The following is a 23,050-nucleotide window of genomic DNA, read 5'->3' as shown; positions in this document are numbered from 1 at the left end:
CGAGAACCCAGTGATCACACAAACCGCCCCGGCAAAAACCAAAAAAAAAAAAAAAAAACCCCCCCCCCCCCCCCCCCCGGGGGGGGGGGGGGGCGCCCCCCCCCCCCCCGGGGCGTGGGGGCTGGGCCCCCACAGGACACGACGAGAAGAGCCCTGGTTCGCGCTTTCCGCGAACAGGGCTCTCCCAGCGAATCTCGTGGGCGATACTGGGATCGAACCAGTGACCTCTTCGGTGTGAACGAAGCGCTCTCCCCCTGAGCTAATCGCCCGCGGTACGAACTTCCACGAAATCCGGGGGTGGACTCGTGGTGCGCGATACTGGGATTGAACCAGTGACCTCTTCCGTGTCAGGGAAGCGCTCTCCCGCTGAGCTAATCGCGCGCTGCGGAACTTCGTACTGACGGAAGCATATCGGATGTCTGCCGGGGCCGTGCAGGGGGTCCGGTGTGCCTCACGAGGTGCGAAAACCGCCGTGACACGAAGGGGCGGGGACGGGCAGACTGCGGAGGACGTCCTGTTTTCGTCCCGGCCGTCGCGGCCGACCAGGAGAGCTTCCACCTCGATGACCGAAACCGTGTCCACCTCACCCTCCGACGTGCACCGCGCTCCGGCGCGCGCGGGACTCCTCATCGGGGTCCTGGTGCTCTCCGCGTTCGTGATGATCCTCAACGAGACGATCCTCAGCGTGGCGCTGCGCGACCTGACCGTCGACCTCCGGGTACCGACCACGACGGTGCAGTGGCTGACCAGCGGGTTCCTGCTGACCATGGCTGTCGTCATTCCCACGACGGGGTTCCTGCTGGAGCGGTTCTCGCCGCGGCAGGTCTTCCTCTTCTCGCTGTCGGCGTTCAGTCTCGGCACGCTGCTGTGTGCGCTGGCGCCCGGGTTCGGGCTGCTGATGACCGGGCGCGTGGTGCAGGCGTTCGGCACGGCGGTGATGCTGCCGCTGCTGATGACGACGGTGATGCGGCTGGTGCCGCCGGAGAGGCGCGGCGCGACGATGGGCACGATCACGATCGTCATCGCGGTCGCGCCGGCGATCGGGCCGACCATCGGGGGTGCGGTGCTGTCGTCGCTGAGCTGGCGCTGGATGTTCTGGATCGTGCTGCCGCTGTCGGTCGCCGCGCTGGTGGCCGGTGCGCTGATGCTGCGCCTGGACGGCCGGCGCCGCCGGGTGCCGCTCGACCTGCCGTCGGTGCTGCTGTCCGCGATCGGGTTCGGCGGGGTGCTGTACGGCTTGTCTTCGGGCGGGGAGCAGGGCGGGGCCGGACCGCTGGTGCCGGGGTGGGTGCCGATCGTCGTCGGTGTCGCCGCGCTGGTGGTGTTCACCTGGCGGCAACTGCGGTTGCAGCGCCGGGACCGGGCCCTGCTCGACCTGCGGCCGTTCACCCACCGCAGCTTCGTCGTCGCGCTGGTGCTGACCGCGTTGCTGTTCGTGTGCCTGATCGGCGCCGCGGCGATCCTGCTGCCGCTCTACCTGCAGACGGTGCTGCACACCAGCACGTTCGTCAGCGGCTTGGCCTTGCTGCCCGGCGGGCTGGTGCTGGGTTTGCTGGGCCGTCCGGTCGGCGCGCTGTTCGACAAGGTCGGCGCGCGGCCGCTCGTCATCCCCGGGGCGGCGGCGATGGCCGCTTCGCTGTGGCTGTTCGCGGTGCTGGGGCCGGGCTCGCCGCTGGTCGCGGTGATCGGGATCCACGTGCTGATGATGGCCGGGCTCGGGCTCATGATGACGCCGCTGTTCACCGAGTCGCTCGGCGTGCTGCCCGATCACCTGTACTCGCACGGCAGCGCGATCCTGTCGACGCTGCAGCAGGTGGCCGGTGCGCTCGGCACGGCGGTGTTCGTCAGCGTGGCGACGCTGGGCAGCCACGACACCACGGCGGGCAGCCCGGACGCCTCAGGCCTGCGGGCGGCGTTCGTCCTCGCCGGGGTCGTCGGGCTGCTCGCCTTCGCGGGCAGCTGGCTGATCCGGCGTGGACCGTCCGCGTCGTCCGCTACGTCCACGGCGTCCACTTCGGGGCACTGAAAGAAGTCCCGCTTCCGCTCGGCGAAGGCCGGGGGGAGACCTGCGAGCGGAAGCGGGGGTTCTGGAGCGGTCCGGGGGTCGCCTCGCCCCGAAAGGCCAGGAATGAGGCGCGGGGACACGGCCGTACCGACACCCCTTACAACGCCCCGGGTGCGGCGGTGTTCCCCGACGTGACCCGGCTCATGCCTCGACCTTCGGGGTGGCGCGGACGCCGCTGTGCAGGTACCGCTCCCCCGTCGGCAGCGTGTAGAACGTCACCGAGATCCACGACCGCGCGCCCGGCTCGCGGTGGACGAACCGGTCCTCGCCGACCGGGATCAGGTCGTGCTCGGTCGTCGGTTCCGGGACCAGCTCCGCGATCGGGCCCGTGATCGTCTGCCGCATCCGCAGGCCCCGCTCCCCTTCGAAGACCTCGATCCGCATCGACGCGCGCTCGTAGACACCGACGTACTCCTCGAAGCCGACGGACGGCGGCGCGGCGGCCGGCTCGATCGGGTGGGGCAGCGCCACCCCCGCCAGCTCGGCGAAGATTTCGCGGTACAGCTCTTCGTAGAGGTCGCGGGTGTTGCCGCCGTTGGTGAGGAGGGTGACCGCCAGCCCCTGTTCCGGCAGGAGCCGGAGGAACGCCGACTGCCCGATCGTGTTGCCGTCGTGGCCGAGCACGCGGTGGCCGTCCCAGTCGAAGCGGATCCAGCCGAGGCCCCACGAGTCGCCCAGCGTGTGCTTGTCGGGCAGGTCGGCCTGCCACTCGGTCATCGCCGTGGCCGACGCCTCGGACAGCACGTCGAGCCCGCCGGCCAGGTGCATCCGGGCGAACGCGAGCACGTCCGCCGCCGGTGCCGTGATCAGCCCGGCCGGGCCCGCCGAGCGCGGCAGGCCCCACGCCGGCGCCGGTTGCGGCTCGCCGTCGCCGGCCGCGACGTGCCCCATTGCCGCGCGGTGCAGCAGCGCCTCCTCCGGCAGCGTGCCCGTGCGGGTCAGGCCGAGCGGGGTGAACAGCCGCTCGCGCAGCGCCGCGTCCCACGTCCGGCCGGTGAGCTTTTCGATGACCCGGCCGGCCAGCACGAACCCGGAGTTGCAGTAGGACAGCGTCGCCCCGAGCGGGTGCGTCTGCGCGACCTGGTCGAGCAGGCCGACGAACTTCTCGACGCAGTCGTCGCCGCGGCCGGTGTCGGTGAAGACGTCGCCGTCGATGCCGCTCGTGTGGGTGAGCAAGTGCCGCAGGGTCACCTGCTTGGTCACGTCGGGGTCGGCCAGCCGCAGCTCGGGCAGCACGTCCGCGACCGGCGCGTCGAGGTCCACCCGGCCCTCGTCGACCAGCTGCAGCACCACCGTGGCCGTCCAGACCTTGGTGATCGAACCGATCTGGAACACCGAGTCGTCGGTCACCTCGACGCCGGTGGCGGTGTTCAGCACGCCGTGGCCGGCGAGCACCTGGTCCGCACCGCGCAGGATGCCCAGCGACGCACCGGGAACGCGGTGCTTGCGCGCGAGCGCGGCCAGGCGCCGCCGCCAGTGCGCGGCGTCGAGCGGCACCCGCGCCGGCTTGCCCGGCTCGCCCGCGTGCTGCTCGACCCAGTCGACGACGCGGCGGTTGAAGTCGACGCGGTGCGACGGCTTCCCGCCGAGGATGAACAGGTGTGACGCGCCGGGGTAGAGCACCAGCCGCGTCGGCACGCCCTGTTCGCGCAGCGCGGTGAACCACTGTTCGGCCTGCCCGGCCGGGCACCGCTCGTCGTCGGCGCCGTGCACCACCAGGGTCGGCGTGCGCACCTTCTCCACCTGAGCCAACGGGGAAAGCGCCGCGTAGTGCGCCCGGTTCTCCGACGGGAGCGCGCCGAGTTCGGCGACGCCGAGGTAGTGGCCGCTGTCGGACGTGCCCGCCATGCTGACCACGTCGCTGACGACCCCGCCCGCGACCGCCGCGGCGAAGCGGTCGTCCCGGCTGGTGAGGTAGCAGGTCATGAAGCCGCCGTAGCTGTAACCGGCCACGGCGAGCCGCCGCGGGTCGGCCACGCCCTCGGCGACCAGCTGCTCCAAGGGCTCGAGGAAATCGTCGGCGTCGGCCACGCCCCAGGCGCCGACCGCCGCGGTGTAGAACGCTTCGCCGTAGCCGTCGCTGCCTCGCGGGTTGAGCAGCAGCACCGCCCAGCCCCGCGCGACGAGTTCCTGGTGGTAGAGGTGCACGGCGTCGGCGGTGCCGTTCCAGGCGTTGTGCGGGCCGCCGTGGATGTCCAGCAGCAGCGGCCGCGGGCCGGTGCGGGCGGGGTCGCGCAGCAGCCAGCCGGACACGGTCGTGCCGTCGGAGACGGTGAACTGCCGTTCCTCGTGGGTGAACGGCTCGAGGTCGCCGGAACCGTGCGCGGTGCGCACCTCCACCGCTCCCCCGGTGACGCCGACCGTCGCGATCTCTCCGTAGGACGACGGCGTGGCGAGCACGATCGCCGCCGTGTCCCCGGCGACGGCCATCCCGGCCACGGCGTTCCCGGCGCCCCCGGCGACGAGCCGCGGCTCGCCACCCTCGGCGTCGACCGCGTACAGGTGGGTGCAGCCGCGGTCGCGGACGCAGAACAGCACGGTGGCGCCGGCGAGCTGCGGGAGCGCGCCGGGGTAGCCCGGGCCGCCCGGCATGACGTTCCGGTCCAGCGGGGCGGCCAGGTCGGCGGTTTCCCCGCCGTCCAGGGGAATCCGCAGCAGCCCGAGGTGCCCGGGTGCGGTGTCGCGGCGACCGACGGCCAGCAGCGCGGTGCCGTCGGCGCTCCAGGTGACCGCAGCGCACAGGCCGTCGCCGGAACCGATCAGCCGGGGCTCGCCGGCCCGGTCGCCGGGCTCGACGACGTACGCGCCGGAGCGGAAGGTCAGGTCGGCGCCGGCCTCCGGCCCCGCGGGGAAGGCCAGCCGCTCGCCGTCCGGTGACCAGGCGGGGTCGCCGGCGTGCCAGTCCCCCGACGTGACCTGCCGGACCTCGCCGGTGGCGACGTCGAGGACGTGGACGTGCTTGCGCAGCGTCCGCAGCAGCCCGGCGCCGTCGGCCTTGAAGTCGAGCCGGTCGGCGACCACCGGGGCCCCCGCCCGGCGGGCCCGGGCGGCGTCGTCTTCACCTTCGTCGGCGGCGAGGTCGACCGGGGCGGCGAAGGCGATTTCGGCGCCGTCCGGGCGCCAGACCGGGGTGCCCGCGCCGAGCGGGAGCGTGGTGACCTGCTCGGGCTCGCCGCCGTCCGCGGGCAGCAGCCACAGCTGGGCGGGGCCGTCCTGGGCCCGCAGGAACGCGATCCGCGTACCGTCCGGCGCCCAGGCGGGCGCCAGGTCGGCGGAGCCGCGGGTCAGCCGCCGCGCTTCACCGCCTTCGGTGGCGACTTGCCAGAGCGATCGGGTGTCCTCGTCCTCGTCCCGGTCGGCGGTGCGCAGGACGTACACGATCCGGGCGCCGTCGGGCGAAATCGCCGGCTGCTCGGGGAACGCGAAGGCGTACAGGTCGTCGGTGCCCGGACGTCGGGTCATGCGGATCTCCTCGGGGGTGGCGGTCTCAGGCGGCGAAGTGGCAGGCCGCGCGGTGCGGCCGGTGACCGGCCGCGTGGTGCGGGTCGGCGCGGACGCAGACGGTGCGGTCGGCGTGCACGAACGGCCCGATCGGGCACCGCGGGTGGTAGTGGCAGCCGGCCGGCGGGTGGTGCGGATCGGCGGGTTCGGTGTCGGCGAGCGCGTCGTCGCCGGTGTCGTCGAGCAGGCCCCGGTGCGCCGACGGCGCGGCCGCCAGCAGGTCCCGCGTGTAGGGGTGCTTCGGATCGGTGAGGACCTGCTCGGCGGGGCCGGCCTCGACGATCCGGCCGAGGTACATCACCGCGACGACGTCGCTGACGTACCGCACCACGGCGAGGTTGTGCGAGATGAACAGCATCGACAGCGCCAGCCGCCGCTGCACGTCCCGGACCAGGTTGAGCACGGCGCCCTGCACCGAGACGTCGAGGGCCGAGGTGATCTCGTCGGCGATCAGCACCTTCGGCTGCCCGGCGAGCGCACGGGCGAGCGCGACGCGCTGGCGCTGCCCGCCGGAGAGCTGCCCGGGCAGCGTCCTCGCCCGATCGGGGTCCAGGTTCACCAGTTCGAGCAGCCGGGCGACCTCGGCCCGGCGCTGGGTGCCGCGGGGCATCGCCTCGGCGATCGACTCGCCGATCGCCATCCGCGGATCCAGGGACGAATACGGGTCCTGGAACACCATCTGCAGCGGACGGCGCCGGGGCAGCCGCCGCACGTCGACGCCGTCGAGCAGCACCCGCCCCGCGCTGACCGGCGCGAGCCCGGCCGCCGCCCTGGCCAGCGTCGACTTGCCGGAACCGGATTCGCCGACCAAGCCGACGACCTGTCCGGAAGGGACGGTCAGGCTGACGCCGTCGACCGCGGTCAGCTTGCCGTAGCGGACGCTCACCGCGTCGAACTCCAATGCACTCACGCGGCACCCTCCTCGTGCGACTGTCCGGAAAGGACACTGAGCTGGGGGTGCCAGCAGGCGACCCGGTGGCCGGCCGTGGCCGGTTCGAGCACCGGGTCCTCGGTGCGGCAGCGGTCCGACGCCAGCGGGCACCGGGCGGCGAACGCGCAGCCGGCGGGCAGCTGGTCCGGTTCCGGTGGACGGCCGGGGATCACTTCCAGGGGCCGGTCGCGGTCGGTCTCGAGGTCCACCGTCGTGGCCAGCAGTGCCCGGGTGTACGGGTGCCGGGCCGGGCTCCCGGTCGGCAGGTCCTCGACGACCCGGCCGGCGTACATCACGAGCATCCGTTCGCACGTCTGGGAAACCACGGCGATGTCGTGGCTGATCAACAGGATCGCCGCGCCTTCGGCTTCGCGCGTGCGGGCCAGCAGGCGCAGCACCTGCCGCTGCACGGTGACGTCGAGCGCGGTGGTCGGCTCGTCGGCCACGATGAGCTTCGGCCGGCCCATCAGGCCCATGCCGATCATCGCCCGCTGCCGCATGCCGCCGGAGAACTCGTGCGGGTACTGCCGCGCGCGCCGTTCGGCGGCCGGGACGCGCACCGCGGCCAGCCGGTCCACCGCGCGGGCGAACGCCTGGCGCCGCGAGAGGCCGTGGTGCTGCTCGGAGACCTCGGCCAGCTGCCCGCCGACGCGGCGGGCCGGGTTGAACGACGTCATCGGGTCCTGGAACACCATCGCCAGTGACGTGCCGAGTTCCCGGTCCGACGCGGCCGCCAGTGGCCGGCCGTCGAACTCGAGCCGGTCGGCGGTGACCACCCCGGGGGCTTCGACCAGCCGGGACACGGCCAGTGCGGTCAGGCTCTTGCCGGAACCGGACTCGCCGACCACGCCGATCGCTTCACCGGCGCGGACGCTGAAGCTGACTCCGCGCACCGGAACCGTCCACCCGGCCGGGCCCGGGAACGCCACCTGGAGGTTCTCGACGACGAGGACCGCGTCACCGGCGGGTGTCTCCGCGACTGCGGGCCGCGCGGCCGGAAGCGGTGCGGCCCCGCGCCGGTTCACCCGCGTGCGGACCCCGACCACCGCGGCGACCGTCTCGCCGACCAGGTTGAACGCCAGCCCGGCGAGCACCACCGCCGCGGCCGGGGCGAGTGCGGCCACGGGGTTGACGTAGATGCCGTCCAGGCCTTCCCGCAGCAGCCGTCCCCAGTCGTAGTCCGGCGCCTGCACGCCGATCCCGAGGAACGACAGCCCGGCGAAGGCCAGCAGCGCCGAGCCCGCCCCGATGGTCGCGTTCACGACGAGCGGCTCGCCGATGTTGGGCAGCACGTGCCGGACCGGCAGCCGGATCGGGCCGACCCCGGCGATCCGGGCCGCGGCGACGAAGTCGCGGCCGTGCACCGACGCGGACAGCGTCTGCACGAGCCGCGCGAACGCCGGCGCCGTCGCGAACCCGATCGCCAGCACCGCGCCGTGCGTGCCGACGCCGAAGATCACCGCCAGGAACAGGGCCAGCAGCAGGCCGGGGAACGCGACGGCGATGTCGACGACCGCCGTGAGCAGCCGGCCCACCCGGCGGGGCAGCACGGACGGCAGCGTGCCGAGGACGACGCCGGTGCCGGCGCCGATCGCGGTGGCGAGCACCGCCAGCCCGACCGAAAGCCGGGTCGCGACCAGGGTGCGGAGCACCAGGTCCCGGCCGAGGGAGTCGGTGCCGAACGGGTGCGCCCCGGACGGTCCCCGGCCGATCGCGTCGGTGTCGATCGCGGCCGCGCCGTCACCCCACAGCGCCGGCGCCAACGCCGCCAGGACGACGACCAGGGCCAGCAGCACCGCCGAACACGCGCCCACCGGCGTGCGCACCGCCGCCGCCCACACCGAACCGCGTCGCGCCATCTCACGCCTCCCGAATGGCCGAGCGCGGGTCGAGCAGCCCGAGCACGACGTCGACCAGCAGGTTCACCAGCAGCACGCCGACGCCGTAGACCAGGACGATCCCCTGCACCAGCGGGTAGTCCTTCTGCAGGATCGACTGCACGATCGTCGAGCCGAGGCCGGGCCAGGCGAACACGTTCTCCACCAGCACCGTGCCCGCGACCAGTCCGGTCAGCATCAGCCCGCCCAGCGTCAGCGTCGCGGTCAGCGCGTTCGGCAGCGCGTGCCGGAGGTAGACCAGCCGCGCGGGCAGCCGCTTCGCCCGCGCGGTGCGGACGAAGTCGGCGCCGAGCACGGAAAGCAGCTCCACCCGGACGATCCGCGCGAGCACCGCCGACGGCCCGGTGGCGAGCGCCGCGACCGGCAGCACGTACGCGCTCGCGTCGTCGCCACCGGCCACCGGGAACCAGCCGAGGCCGACCGCGAACAGCGCCACCAGCGCGACCGCCACCAGGAATTCCGGGATGGCGGCGAGGAACACGCTCACCGACGTGAAGGCCAGCTCGCCGCCCCGGCGGCGGCCGCCGCGGGTCAGCACCGCGAACACCACCCCGACCGGGATCGCGACGGCGACCACGACGGCGAAGGCGGGCAGCGCCAGCTGCAGGGTCGCCGGCAGGCGGTCGCCGATCACCTGCGAGACGGGCTGCCCGCTCGCCATCGACGTCCCGAAATCCCCGGTGACCAGGCCGCGCAGGTAGTGCCCGTACTGCACCCACAGCGGGTCGTCCAGGCCGAGCTCCTGACGGCGGGCCCGCACCAGATCCGCCGGAGCGGTCAGGCCGAGCGCGGCGCGCACGGGATCGCCGGGCACCAGGTGGATCATCAGGAAGGCCGCGGTGACCAGCGCCCACAGGGAGACGGCGAACCGGGCCAGCCGCCGAGCGGCGAACGCCGGCCACGGCCCGCCACGCAGGCGCGCCGGCGCCGCCGCCGTGGTCATCGCGCGTACATCCGGATCGACGACGGCGTGACGCTGCCCTGGCTGACCTCGAACCGCGAACCGCTCGCGTAGTACGGCACGACGGAGTCGATGTACGGCACCACGTCGACGCGCTTGACCAACGCGGTCTCCGCGGCCTCCCAGGCCGGGCAGCTGGCCGCGCCGCTCATCGCGGCGGCCTGCTGCACGCCCTGTTCGTACGCGGGGTTCGCGATGTGGGCGAAGTTGGTCCCGTCCGGCGCCGCGGGCCCGGACACGAACGGCACCAGCTGGCTGGGCAGCGTCAGCCCGACCGGGCCGAGCGACACCTCCCACTCGCCGGTGCCGAACAGCACCTGGGACAGCCCGGGGCTGTCGACCGCCTTGAGCGTGACCTCGACGCCGAGGGACTTCCACGTCTGCTGGGCCAGTTCGGCGGTGGGCGCCATCGTCGGGCCCAGCTGGGTGCCGTAGAGGACGGTGAGCGCCAGCCGCTTCCCGTCCTTGACGCGCACGCCGTCCGGGCCCGCCCGCCAGCCGAGGTTGTCCAAAGTGGACGCGGCGGCCGCGGGGTCGTGGTTCGGCAGGTGGCCGGTGACGGTGTCGCCCGAGCACGCCTTCGGCTCGGCGGTGACCAGGCTCTGCGACGGCTTGCCGGTGCCGTTGGTCAGCACCTTGCCGAGCTGGGCGAGGTCGAGGGCCTGGGTGAGCGCGCGCCGCACGGCCTCGTCCTGGCCGGGGCGCCCGGCGGCCTGGTTGTAGAAGATCTCCCCCAGTGGCGCGGTGAAGTCCGCGTGGAAGAGCTTCCGCCCTTCGAGCCGCTGGCGGTCGGGCCCGTTGATCTGACTGGCGTTCAGCTCGCCGGACAGCAGCAGGTTCGTCGCCGTCGAGGTGTTCGGGATGACCCGGGCGACGACCTTGTCCGGCAGGCCGGGCTGCTGCGCCTGCCAGGTCCCCGGTCCCCAGGTGTAGTCCGTGCGGCGGGTGAACGTGTAGTGGTCGTTCGGCACGACCTCGGAGACGGTGAACATGCCGGTGCCGCTGCCGCCCTTCGCGAGCAGCTTCCGGTCGGCCAGTCCCTTGCCGCAGACGATCGGCAAGCCGCCGACGTTGCGGAGCAGGAAGGCGTCGGGTGCGCCGCTGGTCACGGTGATCGTGCGGGTGGCTTCGTCGGCCGCGGCCTTCGTGCCCGGCGCGATCGTCAGGCCGGCGAACGGCGACTTGTTCGCCGGGTCGCCGACGAACACGATGTTCGCCGCGACGTCGGCGGCGGTCAGCGGGGCGCCGTCCGCGCAGGTGATGCCCGGGCGCAGGGTGAACGACGCCGTGGTCGTCGTGGCGTCCCACTTTCCGGCGAGCGCGGGCACCGGCTTGCCGTCGGGGGTGAGCTCGAGCAGGGAGTCGTAGAGGAACCGGTCGACCTGGCCGGTCACCGCCAGCACCGACATGTGCGGATCGAGGTTGCCCGGGTCGGAGGCGATCCCGAGGGTGAACGTCTTGCCGTCCGCGAGCGTGCCGCCGGCCGCGCCGGGGCCGCCCGGTCCCCCGCAGGCCGTGGCCGCGAGGGCGAGCACGCCGAGCAGGACCACCGCCGTCCGTGTGCAGGTCATGGGATTTCCTTCCGCAGGTGGTCCACGGCGAGGCGGCCGGCTTTGCCGATCGCCGCGTCGACGGCGGGTTGCCGCTGCGCCAGGGAGTTCGCGCGGGTGAAGACCGCGACGGCGAACCGGCGACCGTCGGGAAAGGACACGACGCCGGCTTCGTTGCGGACCGCGGGCAGGGTGCCGGTCTTGGCCGCGATCGCGACGTCCGAGCCGAACCCGGACGAGAGGCGGTGCGGCCAGATCTGCCGCGCCATCATCGAGCGGACCCGCTCGCACGCCGCCGGTTCGCCGGCGCGGTCGGTCCACACGGCGTCGAGCAGCGCGGTGATTTCCCGCGGCGTGGACGACGTCGTGCGTTCCGGGTCCAGCACCGCGAGCTTCCACGTCTGCTCGGGGGTCGCGCCGGCGAACACGGCGTCGATGTCGGCGCCTTCGGCCACGCCGAGGTCGGCGGACACGGAGGCGAACAGGTCTTCGCAGCAGCCGGCCAGCCGGGTGCGGTGCAGGCCGAGGTCGGCCAGCAGGCGGTTCACGGCGTCCGGCCCGATCCGGTGGTAGACGACGTCGGTGGCGGCGTTGTCGCTCATCGTCAGCATGAACAGCGCGAGGTCGCGCCAGCTCAGCTCGACGTCGTCGGCGCAGCCCGCGGTGCCGATGCCGCCGATGCGGTAGCGCCGGCCGACGCGGGTCCGGGCGGTCTCGTCCAGCCGTCCCGCGGCCACTTCCCGCGCGTAGGCGACGGCGACCGGGATCTTGAACACCGACGCGAGCACCACCGGGTCGTCCGCGCCGACGGCCACTTCCGGTCCGCCGCCGATCTCCCGTGCGTGCAGGAACCCGCGCGCGTCCGCTTCGGCGAAGACTCCCGTGATCTCCGCCTCGACGGCACTCACGCGCTCACCCGCCGATCGGCGCGGCCGGTGTGCAGGTACAGCGCGCGGCCGGTGCCGTCGTCCCCGACGAAGGCGTGCGGCACGTACATGCCCTGCATCGGCTCGGCCAGGATGAGCGTGTCGCCGTTCATCGCGACCAGTTCGGTCTTCTCCGGCTTGGCCAGCTCCGCGAAGATCCCCTTCGGGACGCGCTCGACCCAGACCCGGCCGTCGTCGTCCTGGCTGACCACGATGTCCGCCACCGCCGAGGAGTATTCGCCCACGTACCGCGACGCGTCGACGCGCGGCGCGGCCGGGTCGGGCTTCGGCGGCGCGACCGGCTCGATGCCGGTCAGCTCGCGCAGGACGTGCTCGATGACCTCGGTGTAGACGGCGATGGTGTCGCCGCCGTTGGTCAGCAGGGCCACCGCGACGCCGTGCTCCGGAGCGACGCGCAGGTACGCCGACTGGCCGATCGTGCCGCCGTCGTGGCCGACGACCTGTCCGCCGGGCCAGTCGAACAGCGACCAGCCGAGCCCCCACGCGTCGCCGAACAGGCCGAGGTCGGGCAGCTCGGCCTGGCGGTCCCGCATGGCGCGGGCGCTTTCCGCGCTCAGCACGCGGGTGCCGTCGGGGCCTTCGCCGTCGTTCAGGTGCATCGCGGCGAACTTGACGAGGTCCCGCGGGCGCATCGCGAGCATCGAGCCGGCCGGGGCGTTGGACGGCGTCAGCGCCCACATGCCCGCGGGTTCCGGATCGGCGCCGGGCGACGGGGTCAGGTGCCCCAGCGCGGCGCGGAACCGGATCGCCTCGTACGGGCTCTGCGCGGCGTGCGTCAAGCCGAGCGGCGCGAACAGGTGGTCCTGCAGGCAGGCGCCGAAAGCCTTGCCGCGCAGGACCTCGACGATCCGGCCGAGCACGCAGAACGCGGCGTTGTTGTAGGAGAACAGCTCGCCGGGGGCGAACAGCTGGGGTACGTCGCCCAGGGTGGCGACGTACTTCTCGACGCAGTCGTCGCCACGGCCGGTGTCGGTGAAGATGTCGCCTTCGAACCCGGCGGTGTGGCACATCAGCTGCCGGACGGTGATCCGCGCGGCCGCGTCCGCGTCGGCGAGCACGAACTCCGGCAGGTGCTTCCGGACCGGCTGGTCGAGGTCCAGCACGCCGTCGTCGACGAGCTGCATCGCCAGCGTGGTCGTCCAGACCTTGGTGATGGAGCCGATCTGGAACAGCGAGTCGACGTCCGCTTCGACGCCGGTGGCCTTGTTGAGCACCCCGGCGGCGCGGTCGACGATTTCGCCGCCGGCGTACACGGCGACGGCCGCGCCGGGGACCTGGTGCTCGGCCAGCAGGGCGGGCAGGCGGCCTTCGAGCCAGGCGGAGAGTGCGGGGAGTTTCGACATGGGGGCCTCTCGGGTTTCGCTAGGCGAGCCAGGACTTGGCGGTGGTCACCTCGGCCAGCCGCTCCGGGATCGGGGTGACGCCGAGGCCGGGACCGGACGGCACCGGCAGCCGCCCGGCGTCGAGCACGAACGGCTCGGTGATGTCGGTGCGGTAGAACCGGTCGGACGCCGAGGTGTCGCCGGGCAGGGTGAACCCGGGCAGCGACGCGAGCGCGACGTTGGCGGCCCGGCCCAGCCCGGTTTCGAGCATTCCGCCGCACCAGGCTCCGACGCCGTGCGCCGCGCAGACGTCGTGCACCCGCCGCGCTTCCAGGTAGCCGCCGACCCGGCTCGGCTTGATGTTGACGATGCGGCAGGCGCCGAGCCTGATCGCGTCGGCGGCCGAGCGCGCCGACACGACGGTTTCGTCCAGGCAGATCGGCGTCCGCAGGTGCCGGGCCAGCTCGGCGTGGCCGAGCACGTCCTCCTCGTCCAGGGGCTGCTCGATCAGCAGCAGCCCGAACGGGTCGAGCCGTTGCAGCTGCGGCACGTCCGACAGCGTGTACGCCGTGTTCGCGTCGACCTGGAGCAGGATGTCGTCGCCGAAGCGCTCGCGGACCGCGCGCACCGGCCCGACGTCCCAGCCGGGTTCGATCTTCAGCTTGATCCGCAGGTACCCCGCGTCGAGGTAGCCGCCGACGACGTCGAGCAGCTGCGGGATCGAATCCATGATCCCGACCGACACCCCGCACGGCACCGAGTCCGTCGTGGACCCCAGTGCGGTGCCGAAGGACATCCCGTGCGCGCGCAGCTCGGCGTCGAGCACCGCCATCTCCAGCGCGGCCTTGGCCATCCGGTGGCCCTTGAACTTCGCCAGCAGCGGCGCGACCCGGTGCGCGGTGAGCTCCCCGGCCGCCAGCAGCGCCGGCACGAGGAAGGTCCGCAGCACGTGCTCGACGCCGTCGCCGTACTCCGAGGAGTAGAGCGGGTCGGCCATCGCCCCGCACTCTCCCCAGCCTTCGCCTTCGGACGTCACCGCGCGCAGGAGCAGCAGTTCGCGGGCGGTCTGCGTGCCGAACGACGTCCGGAACGGGGCCACCAAGGGCATCCGCACCCGGAGGAGTTCCACACCGGTGAGTTTCACGACGCACGCTCCTTGGCGACCGCGTACCAGCCGGCCCGATCGAACCCGGTGACCGAGGCGCCCTCGGTGAGCAGGCCGCCCAGCACCTCCCGCAGCGCGACCCGCCACGCCCGGCCCCGTTCCGGGTCGGCGCGCCGGAGCGCCTCGATGTCCGGCGGTACGGCGACCAGCACCACGGGCGCGTCCGCGGAGCCGGTGACCGGCCCGCCGTCCGGACCGGCCGCCAGCGCGACCGCGGCTCCCCCGGCCCGCAGCGCCGCCGCGTCCACCCGGTCCGGCCGGCCGGCTGCGGCCGCCCGCACGGACGGGCTCGCCAGGTCCCAGGCGACCAGCAGGCGGTCGGTCTCGCCGGCGCCGTTCAGGCCGTTGCTCATCGGGCCGTAGAAGTCGGGCAGGTAGTGCTCCGGGCGAGCGGCGAGCTTGGTCAGGTTGAAGTGCGCGTTGCGGCGCACCAGCGGGTCGAACGTCCAGGAGATCACCGCGACGCCCTGGCGCAGCGCCCACGCCCGCTGGTGCAGCTTGAGCGCGAAGCCGATGCCGCGGCCGTGCCCGGTCGTCGCGACCCCGGCGATGTGGCTGTGCAGTCCTCCCTTCGCGGGCTCGCCGAAGAACCCGAAGCAGGCGCCGAGCAGCTCGGACCCGTCGAACGCCCCGGCGACGTAGTTGCCCGCCGAGACCATCGCCCGCAGCAGTTCGGCCGTCACCAGCGGGTTTCCCGGCGCGGTCCGCCAGATCGATGCGAAGAGCCGGGACACGGCGGCCAGGTCGGCGACCTCGGCCAGCGTCCGGATCCGGACGCCCGAGGCGAGGGCGGCGCCGGCCGCCGCGGCCGTGGCCTCGTCCCGCAGCGGCGGGGCTGTGTTCGTCACGACTTCTGTCACGCCCACCATCCTTTCCGGACGCTCGCCCCCGGTCACCGTTGCTCCGCACCGGATTCACCGTGGGGGTTCGTCGGCGCAGACGAACTCCGTTGGGCCAGCACGGTTGCGGTGAGCGCGGTGAGCAGCGCGGTCCGCCGGGGCAGCTCGGCGACGACGACGTGTTCGTCGTCGGCGTGGGCTCCGCCGCCCACCGCACCGAGGCCGTCGAGCGTCGGAATGCCCAGTCCCGCGGTGAGATTGCCGTCCGAGGCACCGCCGACCGCGGCCTGGGTGAGCGGCCCGATGCCGAGCCCGGCCGCCAGTGTGTCCGCGAGGGTGAACAACTCCGCCGACGCGGCCGCGGCCAGGGGCGGCCGGTTGATGCCGCCGGCGATGCGGATCCGCGCGCCCGCGAGCACCGGCACCAGGCTCCGCACGGCCCGGTCGACGCGATCCTGCTCGGCCGCGTCCCACGCCCGCGCGTCGACCGCGACGCTGGCCGCGGCCGGCACCGTGTTGGTGGTGGTGCCGGCGCCGAGGGCGGTCGGGACGACGGTGGTGCCGCGGGCCGGGTCGGCGAGCGCGGCCACCGCGAGGATCTGGTGGGCCACCTCCACCCCGGCGTTGATGCCCTTTTCGGGTTCGAGACCGGCGTGCGCGGCCCGGCCGTCGACTTCGATCCGGTACCGGGAAACGCCCTTGCGGCGGGTCTTCAGCGCCCCGCCGTCGGCCGAGGCTTCGAGCACGAACACCGCGTCGCAGCTTCGGGCCTCTTCCACGATGAGCCCGCGGGACAGCGGGGACCCGATTTCTTCGTCGCCGGTGACGAGGATCGCCACGCCGGTGCGGTCCGGCAGCGCCGCGGCCGCGTGCAGGGCCATCACCACGCCGGCTTTCATGTCGAAACACCCCGGGCCGCGCAGGATGCCGCCGGAGACGGAGAAGGGGTGCGTCCGCAGGGAGCCCAGGGGCCACACGGTGTCGTGGTGGCCGAGCAGCAGGACGCGCGGCGGGCCGTCGCCGAACCGCCACCGCAGGTGCGTGCACCCGTCGGTGACCAGGCGCTCCGGCTCGGCGCCGAGGAGGCGGCGGCCGAGGCCGGCGACGGCTTCGGCGCTGCGCGCGACGGCGTCGTGGTCCGCCGACGGTGATTCGCAGCGGACGAGCGTTTCGATGTCGGCGATCAGGTCGCTCATCGGGGCTCACCCCGCAGCGGCCGGCCGGGCAACGCGCCGGTGTCGAGCCTTCCGTCGCCGACCACCGGGACCCCGGCGACGTACAGGTGCCGGACGCCGAGCGAGGGCCGGGTGGGCTCGGCGTAGGTGGCGGTGTCGGTGATCCGTTCCGGGTCGAGCACAACGATGTCGGCGTCGGCCCCGGCGCCCAGGTGGCCCTTGCGGCGGGCCGCCGGCGCGACGTCGTCGAGCAGCCGCGAAGGCAGGTGGGAACACCGCCGGAACGCCTCGAGCCAGCTCCAGGCCGCCGTTTCGCGGACCATCAGCCGCAGGGTCTTGGCGAAGGTCCCCGCGGTGCGCGGGTGCGTCCTGCCGCCGGCCGGCAGCGGCCATTGGGTGCTTTCGGTGCGGCCGTCCGGCCAGTACACGGGCATCGCGTCGCTGGCGACGACGGCGTCGGGGAAGGCGAGGGCCCGTTGCAGCAGCGCGCGTTCGCGGGGATTCTCTTCGTCGAGGAACTCCAGCAGGCAGGGTGCGCCCGGGTCCTCCCGCCGCAGCCGGCGCAGGCGGGCTTCGTCCCGCACGCGCTCCCCGGTTTCGAGGATGACCACACTCGACGGGCGGAGTCCCTTCAGCCGCAGGCGTTCCGGCTCGATGAAGGCGGCACCGACCGCGGTGCTGCCCGCGCCGTACGGGTAAGCCTCCACGGTGACGCGGGATCCTTCGCGGCGGGCGTCGGCGAGCGTGGCGAGGACGCGGTCGATGTGGTGACCGGAGGTGCTGTTGACGTGGCAGTGGTGCATCGCCGCGCCCGTCTCCCCCGCGGCGGCGGCGATCTCCCCCGAGCCGTCGACGGGGATTTCGGGGTCGACCTCGACCAGCTCGCGGACGTGGGTGTAGGCCGGCACCCCGGCCCTCGCGGCGAGGTGGGCGACGGCGAGGAACTCGCCGGGCGCGGTCTGGGGCGCGTACCCCATGAGCACGCCGATCCCCAGGGCACCCCCCCGCGAGTTCGGTGTCCAAAAGGGACAGCCAGGCGGCCAGCTCCGTCGGCGACGAGGACCGCTGCCACGCCGGGTTCCCGAGCACCGCCAAGCCGCTGTCGATGTTCGCGTCGGGTTCGATCCCGGCCAGCACCTGCGCCCGGGCCGCGCTCCAGGAGGCGGAGAAGCCGTAGTGCAGCGGCCGCCCGGCCGCGGCCGCTTCGGCGTAGGCCCGCTCGACCGGCATCAGGCCGGCTTCGAGGTCGAGCGCGGTGGTGACGCCGTCCATCGCCTGCAGCCGCTGCCCGGCGACGGAATGCACGTGGCTGTGCAGGTCGACGAAGCCCGGCCCGACGACGAGCCCGGCGACGTCGACTTCGGTGGCGTCCGGCGCCGCCAGGCCGGGCCCGACCGCTTCGACCGTCCCGCCGGCCAGGAGCACGTCGGCGACGCCGTCGAACCCGGTCCCCGGATCGATGACCCGGCCGCCCCGCAAGAGTGTCCGCACCCGCCGCCTCCTCGTCGCCGCCGACCGAGGTGACGTTAGGAGGATTTCCGGCGGTCCCGTTCGTGCGCCACGACGAATCGCAGCGGCCGGTTCCATCCGCGCGGACGAACCCCAACGGACGACACGCGTACCCCGATGGACGACACGCGTACCTGGACGGACGACACGGCCGGAGCCGGCGCCGGACGCCGTGTCGTCCGGGTGGGTACGCGTGTCGTCCGGGTGGGTACGCGTGTCGTCCGGGTGGGTACCGGGTCAGGAAGGTGGGGAGACCGGGGCCAGGAGGAGGCCCGTGATCGCGTCGATCAGGCCCGTGCCCGCGTCGTTCCAGCTCGCGCGCGGGGTGGCCGTGCCCTCGGCCAGTGCCCGCTCGCGCTCCGCCGTCATGTGGATCATCAGCTGACGGGCCATGTCGCCGCGTTCGGCGCGGACGTCGGGCGGCAGGCCGTCCAGGCTGCGGTTCAGGCCCTCGACCGCGCGGGCCAGCGCCGGTGCGGACAGCGACTCCTCCGCGACGATCGCCCGCAGGGCCGGGTCGGTCATCACCTGGGCGCTGAACCGCGCGAACCACGTCGGCGCGCCCAGCTGGTGCAGGTAGCTCGTGGTCGGGCGGACCAGGCACGCGACCCAGTCGCGCAGGTCACCGTCGCCGTCGATGGCCTCGACGAGCTCGGCGCGCAGCCGTTCGATCCGCCCGAAGTGCTTGCGGGCGATCGCGCGGACCAGGTCGACCTTGGTGCCGAAGTGGTAGTTGACCGCGGCGTTGTTGCCCTGCCCGGCCGCCTCGCTGATGTGCCGGTTGGACACCGCGTGCACCCCGTGCTCGGCGAACAGCCGCTCCGCCGTGACGAGGATGCTCTCCCGCGTGGCACTCGCGCGGTCCGCCTTGACGTTCATCCACCCACCCGGTCACCCCGACGCTCTGCCGGGCCCCACCTTACGGAGCCGGTCACCGCAGCCGGCCCAGCCACGCCCGCGCCGCGTCCAGATAGCGTCGGCTGAACTCGGTCCCGGGGGCCCAGGCTTCGAACCCGTGCGGCCCGCCGGGCGCGACGTGGAACGTCGTGCCGACGCCGGCCGCGCGCAGCCGGCGGGCGTATTCGGCGGCTTCGTCGTGGAACAGGTCGATGTCCCCGACGCCGATCCAGGTGTCCGGCAGGCCGGAGAGGTCGTCCCGGCGGGCGGGCACGGCGTAGAGCGGCACGACGGGGGCGCCGGGTTCGGTGCCGAGGTAGGCACGCCAGCCGAAGCGGTTGAGGCGGTTGTCCCAGACCCGGTGGCCGGCGTCGTCGAGGCCGCGCCGGGCGGCGGTGCGGTCGTCGAGCATCGGGCAGAACAGCCACTGCGCGCGCGGCCGCTCGCCCTGGTCGTGCAGGCGCTGCACGAGGGCCGCCGCGAGCCCGCCGCCCGCGCTCTGCCCGCCGACGACGACCCGCTCGGCGGCGACGTGACCCCGCAGCCACGTCCAGGCGGCGTGGCAGTCGTCGAGCGCCGCCGGATAGGGGTCGTCCGGGGCGAGGCGGTACTCGGCCGACACCACGGTGATGCCGAGTTCGCGCGCGGTCCCGGCGCAGAAGCGGTCGTCCTGGGCGGCGCCGCCGATGACCAGGCCGCCGCCGTGGATCCACAGCAGGGTGAGCTCGGACCGTGGCGTCCGCGGCCGGTACACCCGCAGGCCGGGGTGCAGTTCGACGGCGACGTCCGGCAGCGACGGCGGCCGCATCCGCCCGGTCGCCGCCCGCACCAGGCGCCGGACCCAGGCCCGCTCCAGCGGCAGGCGCGGCATCCGCCGGACCGGGCCGCGCAGTTCGGGCGCCACCGCGGACAGCGGCACGGTCACTGGACCGACCAGCCGCCGTCGGACGGCAGCAGGGCGCCGTTGACGTTCACGCCGTCGTCGGCGAGCAGGAAGGTGATCGACGCGGCCAGCTGCTCCGCCGTGGCGATCGGCGGGATGAGCCCGAGGAAGGCTCCGAGCCGGCCCTGCCCGAACTCCGACGGCTCGCCGGACAGGCCGATGCCGGTCGCGACGCCGCCGGGCGCGACGGCGTTGACGCGGATGCCGTGCGGCCCGTACATGAAGGCGCAGCTGCGGGTGATGCCGACGACGGCGTGCTTCGAGGCGGTGTAGGCGATCCCGGCGGCCGAGCCGCGCAGCGCCGCTTCGGAAGCGACGTTGACGATGGCGCCCGACCCCGCTTCGAGCATCGACGGGACGACCGCGCGGATGAGCCGGAACGTCCCGTCGACGTTCACCGCGAAGACCCGCCGCCACAGCTCGTCGCTCACCTCGTGGGCCGGGGAGAAGTCGTCGACGACGCCCGCGACGTTGGCCAGCCCGTCGATGCGGGAGCCCGCGGCGGCGAGGATCCGCGCCACGCCGCCCTCGTCGGTGATGTCGGCCGGCACGGCGACCAGTTCCGGCGAGCCGAGCTCGGCGGCGAACTCGTCCAGCCTGCCCGCCGAGACGTCGACCGCGACGACCCGGCCGCCTTCACGAGCGATGCGCGACGCGGTGGCGCGGCCGATCCCGGAGGCGGCCCCGGTCACGACGACCGTCCGGCCTTCGAACCGGCCGGGCACGGTCCGTTCGCGCCACCCCGTCCGGCCGGCCCCGGGCGCCGGGACCACACCGTGGTTGGCGCGGGCCACCAGGTCGTCGACGACGTCCTGGTCGAGCCGCCCCCGACTGAGGCCGACCAGCTGCCGCAGTGGCAGCAGGCGGACCGGCGCGAGGACGGTCTCGTCGACCCCCGCTTCGGCGAGCAGGGCGCGGATGAGCGGGCCGCCCTCGGGGTGCGCAACCCAGTCGCCGATCGGGGTGTCCGCGCTCAGCGGTTCCGTGGTGGTCATGACGGCAGCCTACCCCGGCTTTAAGTCAAGCGCTTGAGTTAATGGGGCCTCCTCGGTGGTGGCGAGAATCCGGCGTCCCCTGGCAAGACGGCCACTGTCCGCCCGGCCGGCCGGTCCCTAACGTCGATCCCGTGCTCGAGATCCTGGCGCCGATCCTCATCGGCCTCGTCTACGTCCTGCTCAGCTCGCTCGTCCCGGAGCCGCACCGGCGGCGGTTCAACGCCGTGCTGGTGGGCGGTGCGGGCGCGGCCTACCTCTCCGGCGGCGCGCTGGGGCCGTGGGAGCTCGTGTTCTGCGCCGTGCTGACCTACGTCGCGTTCCGCGGGCTCGACTCGTGGACGTTCATCGGTCTCGGCTGGCTGCTGCACACCGGCTGGGACGTCGTCCACCACCTCAAGGGGCAGCCGATCCTCCCCTTCGCCCACGGCTCGTCGTTCGGCTGCGCGATCTGCGACCCGGTCATCGCGATCTGGTGCTTCACCGGGGGCCGGTCCCTGTTCACGGCGCTGCTTCCACGGCGGGTTGGCACACCGCCGCCGGGGGTACCCGGGTGACATGAGCGCCGAGGTCGAACGCGCCGCGCACGCCTACTGTCCCCGCTGCCACCCGGATCCGCGCCCCGGGGACGTGATCACGGCGCTGTGCGGCGCCCGCCACTCCTACTACGGCCGCCGCGACCGGCCGCTGCACACCTGCCCCGCCTGTGTGACGCTGGCTTCGGCCAACGTCTACGCGTGCGGGCACCCCGGCGCCTGAGGCAGATTCGGGAGTTCCGGAACCGGCCGGCGAACCGACCACCTACGCTGACCGGCATGAAGAGGGTGGGGATCGCCACGGCGACCGCGGCGGTCGCCGCGCTCGCGCTGGCGCTCGTCCTCGGCCTGCTGGGCGGGACACCGACCGGCGCCGGGGACAACGGGGACGGCTACCGGTTGTTCTGCGGGCCCGGGCTCACGCCGGCGACGCCGAACCACAAGGCGAGCTGGCTGGGCGGCGTGGTGCTCGACTTCGCGCGCGGCACGCCGTGCCCGGACCCGCAGCCGTCCAGCGCGGCGGTGCTGTTCGGGTCGGTCGCCAACGGGCACGGTTCGTTCAGCCTCGTCGAACTCGGCTGGCTGTACGTGCTGCTGGTCTTCCTGGTCACGCTGCTCGCGGCCTGGGCGGTGCAGGCCCGTGGCCCGCTGCGGCTGCTCTTCCTGGTGCCGCCCCTGGTGCCCCTGCTCGAGCCCGCCTTCGCGCGGCTGTTCGTCTCGACGTTCGCCGAGCCGGCCGGGCTGTTCGGCGCGTACACGCTGATGTGCGGGCTCGCGGTGATCGCCGCGACCAAGGCGGGTGACGGTTTCGCGCGGCTGGCGGCCCTCGTCCTCGTCGCCGTCGGCGGGGTCGTGGGCGGGCTGGCGAAGATCGGCTTCCTCCCGCTGTTCGTGCTGGCCGTGGTCGTCTGCGCGGTCACCGCCGCCCGGCCCGGCAGCGGCCGGTGGTGGTCCGGCCGGATCGTCGGGCCGGTGCTCGCGGTCCTGCTCGTGCTGGAGATCATCGCCCCGGTCCGCGCGAATCTCGCGTGGCAGGAGCGCAACTACGCCGACGTCAACGCGGTCAACGTCGTCTACACCTTCACCCTGGCCGAGGTGCCGGGTTCGGCGCCCCGGCTCGGCCTGCCCGAAGCCGCGCAGGACAGTGCGGGGCACGCGTACTACCCGGACGGCCCCGAGGCGCTCGCCGGCTCGGACGTGCTGCTGGAGGACCCCACCACGGTCAAGCACAAGGCGTGGGACGTCCTGCTGGAGCACCCGGGGGTGCTGGTGCGCGCGATCGGCATCGGCCTGCAGGCGACGCTGGGGCGGAGCCTGCCGTACCTGCCGGACGAGCCGTGGTCGGCGGTGAGCCGCCCCCCGGACAACTCGGCCCCGGTCAGCGGCGACATGGGCGGCGACTCGGCGACGTTCCAGGAGTGGCTCGACGGCATGGGCGTGCCGTGGTTTCCCGCCCTGCTCGTCCTGCTCGGCCTGGCCGCCGCGGTGGTGGCGCTGGTGCGGCGCCACCGGTCGACGACCCGCTACGGCGTGGTCGCCGGCGTGGCCGTGACGAGCGCGCTGGGCATCGCCGCGATGTCGGTGGTCGGCGACGGGTACTTCGAGATCGCCAAGCACGTGTGGCTGGCGGCCTACCTGCTCGACGTCGCCACCCTCTCGCTGTGCGTCATGGTGGCCCCGGTGCTGCTGCGGCGGGGCCGGGAACTGTGGAACCGGCGGCGGCGGGTTCCGGCCGTCGCGGCGGAGGAACCGCGGGAGCCCGAGCCCGTGGCCCCGGTCAACTGAAACTTCGTCCACGGGACCAGCCATGGCCGGCCTG

17 protein-coding genes, 2 tRNA genes and 1 pseudogene are annotated in these 23,050 nt (G+C 73.9%); 4 read left to right on the top strand and 16 right to left on the bottom strand.

Annotated elements, in window-relative coordinates; translation table 11 throughout:
• Positions 1-197: 197 nt before the first annotated feature.
• Positions 198-269, bottom strand: a tRNA-Val gene (locus AB0M80_RS38480).
• A gap of 37 nt (positions 270-306) precedes the next feature.
• Positions 307-381: transfer RNA gene (locus AB0M80_RS38475), tRNA-Val, on the bottom strand.
• Positions 382-562: 181 nt separating this feature from the next.
• Here AB0M80_RS38475 and AB0M80_RS38470 point away from each other — a divergent pair.
• A complete protein-coding gene (locus tag AB0M80_RS38470; protein WP_364574802.1) occupies positions 563-2,026 on the top strand; it encodes a DHA2 family efflux MFS transporter permease subunit in 1,464 nt (487 codons plus the stop codon).
• Positions 2,027-2,206: 180 nt separating this feature from the next.
• Here the strand turns inward: AB0M80_RS38470 and AB0M80_RS38465 are convergent, their stop codons facing one another.
• The 14 genes and pseudogenes from AB0M80_RS38465 to AB0M80_RS38400 form a co-directional block, all read right to left on the bottom strand.
• Positions 2,207-5,527 (bottom strand): serine hydrolase, encoded by a 3,321-nt coding sequence (locus AB0M80_RS38465; protein ID WP_364574801.1) that lies wholly within the window; start codon positions 5,525-5,527, stop codon positions 2,207-2,209.
• A 25-nt stretch (positions 5,528-5,552) separates the two neighbouring features.
• Positions 5,553-6,476 carry an ABC transporter ATP-binding protein gene (locus tag AB0M80_RS38460; protein ID WP_364574799.1) on the bottom strand — a complete coding sequence of 308 codons (924 nt, stop codon included), beginning with the start codon at positions 6,474-6,476 and terminating at the stop codon, positions 5,553-5,555.
• Positions 6,473-8,356, bottom strand: coding sequence for a dipeptide/oligopeptide/nickel ABC transporter permease/ATP-binding protein (locus tag AB0M80_RS38455; protein ID WP_364574797.1), 1,884 nt, complete (start codon positions 8,354-8,356; stop codon positions 6,473-6,475). Before AB0M80_RS38455 ends, AB0M80_RS38460 begins: the two co-directional genes overlap by 4 nt.
• Position 8,357: 1 nt before the next feature.
• On the bottom strand, positions 8,358-9,338 hold the full coding sequence (locus AB0M80_RS38450) for an ABC transporter permease (RefSeq protein WP_364574795.1): 981 nt from the start codon (positions 9,336-9,338) through the stop codon (positions 8,358-8,360).
• Positions 9,335-10,927 carry an ABC transporter substrate-binding protein gene (locus tag AB0M80_RS38445; RefSeq protein WP_364574793.1) on the bottom strand — a complete coding sequence of 531 codons (1,593 nt, stop codon included), beginning with the start codon at positions 10,925-10,927 and terminating at the stop codon, positions 9,335-9,337. The genes AB0M80_RS38450 and AB0M80_RS38445 overlap by 4 nt, the downstream gene beginning before the upstream one ends.
• Positions 10,924-11,814: a serine hydrolase gene (locus AB0M80_RS38440; RefSeq protein ID WP_364574791.1), complete on the bottom strand. Its 891-nt coding sequence runs from the start codon at positions 11,812-11,814 to the stop codon at positions 10,924-10,926. The genes AB0M80_RS38445 and AB0M80_RS38440 overlap by 4 nt, the downstream gene beginning before the upstream one ends.
• On the bottom strand, positions 11,811-13,196 hold the full coding sequence (locus AB0M80_RS38435) for a serine hydrolase domain-containing protein (protein WP_364574789.1): 1,386 nt from the start codon (positions 13,194-13,196) through the stop codon (positions 11,811-11,813). Before AB0M80_RS38435 ends, AB0M80_RS38440 begins: the two co-directional genes overlap by 4 nt.
• Before the next feature lie 19 nt (positions 13,197-13,215).
• On the bottom strand, positions 13,216-14,319 hold the full coding sequence (menC, locus tag AB0M80_RS38430) for an o-succinylbenzoate synthase (protein ID WP_364574787.1): 1,104 nt from the start codon (positions 14,317-14,319) through the stop codon (positions 13,216-13,218).
• Positions 14,316-15,209, bottom strand: coding sequence for a GNAT family N-acetyltransferase (locus tag AB0M80_RS38425; RefSeq protein WP_364574785.1), 894 nt, complete (start codon positions 15,207-15,209; stop codon positions 14,316-14,318). The genes menC and AB0M80_RS38425 overlap by 4 nt, the downstream gene beginning before the upstream one ends.
• Positions 15,210-15,232: 23 nt before the next feature.
• Positions 15,233-16,375 carry a M20 family metallopeptidase gene (locus AB0M80_RS38420; protein WP_364574783.1) on the bottom strand — a complete coding sequence of 381 codons (1,143 nt, stop codon included), beginning with the start codon at positions 16,373-16,375 and terminating at the stop codon, positions 15,233-15,235.
• Positions 16,372-17,845 (bottom strand): annotated as a pseudogene (locus tag AB0M80_RS38415) (amidohydrolase family protein). The gene AB0M80_RS38420 and the pseudogene AB0M80_RS38415 overlap by 4 nt, the downstream one beginning before the upstream one ends.
• A gap of 255 nt (positions 17,846-18,100) precedes the next feature.
• On the bottom strand, positions 18,101-18,742 hold the full coding sequence (locus tag AB0M80_RS38410; protein WP_364574781.1) for a helix-turn-helix domain-containing protein: 642 nt from the start codon (positions 18,740-18,742) through the stop codon (positions 18,101-18,103).
• A 52-nt stretch (positions 18,743-18,794) separates the two neighbouring features.
• Positions 18,795-19,685 (bottom strand): alpha/beta hydrolase, encoded by an 891-nt coding sequence (locus tag AB0M80_RS38405; protein ID WP_364574779.1) that lies wholly within the window; start codon positions 19,683-19,685, stop codon positions 18,795-18,797.
• Positions 19,682-20,698 carry an SDR family NAD(P)-dependent oxidoreductase gene (locus AB0M80_RS38400; RefSeq protein ID WP_364574777.1) on the bottom strand — a complete coding sequence of 339 codons (1,017 nt, stop codon included), beginning with the start codon at positions 20,696-20,698 and terminating at the stop codon, positions 19,682-19,684. The genes AB0M80_RS38405 and AB0M80_RS38400 overlap by 4 nt, the downstream gene beginning before the upstream one ends.
• Before the next feature lie 131 nt (positions 20,699-20,829).
• On the opposite strand from AB0M80_RS38400, the gene AB0M80_RS38395 reads away from it, so the two are divergent.
• Genes AB0M80_RS38395 through AB0M80_RS38385 form a run of 3 tightly spaced genes read left to right on the top strand, consistent with a single transcriptional unit; the run spans position 20,830 to position 23,016 of the window.
• Positions 20,830-21,252, top strand: a complete 423-nt coding sequence (locus AB0M80_RS38395; protein ID WP_364574775.1) for a DUF6010 family protein — start codon at positions 20,830-20,832, stop codon at positions 21,250-21,252.
• A gap of 1 nt (position 21,253) precedes the next feature.
• Positions 21,254-21,454: a hypothetical protein gene (locus AB0M80_RS38390; RefSeq protein WP_364574773.1), complete on the top strand. Its 201-nt coding sequence runs from the start codon at positions 21,254-21,256 to the stop codon at positions 21,452-21,454.
• Between the two features lie 56 nt (positions 21,455-21,510).
• Positions 21,511-23,016 carry a hypothetical protein gene (locus tag AB0M80_RS38385; RefSeq protein ID WP_364574771.1) on the top strand — a complete coding sequence of 502 codons (1,506 nt, stop codon included), beginning with the start codon at positions 21,511-21,513 and terminating at the stop codon, positions 23,014-23,016.
• The last annotated feature ends 34 nt before the right edge of the window (positions 23,017-23,050 follow it).

The organism is Amycolatopsis sp. NPDC051045, from assembly GCF_040682955.1.
GTDB lineage: Bacteria > Actinomycetota > Actinomycetes > Mycobacteriales > Pseudonocardiaceae > Amycolatopsis.
This window is presented reverse-complemented; position numbering and strand designations above follow the sequence as displayed.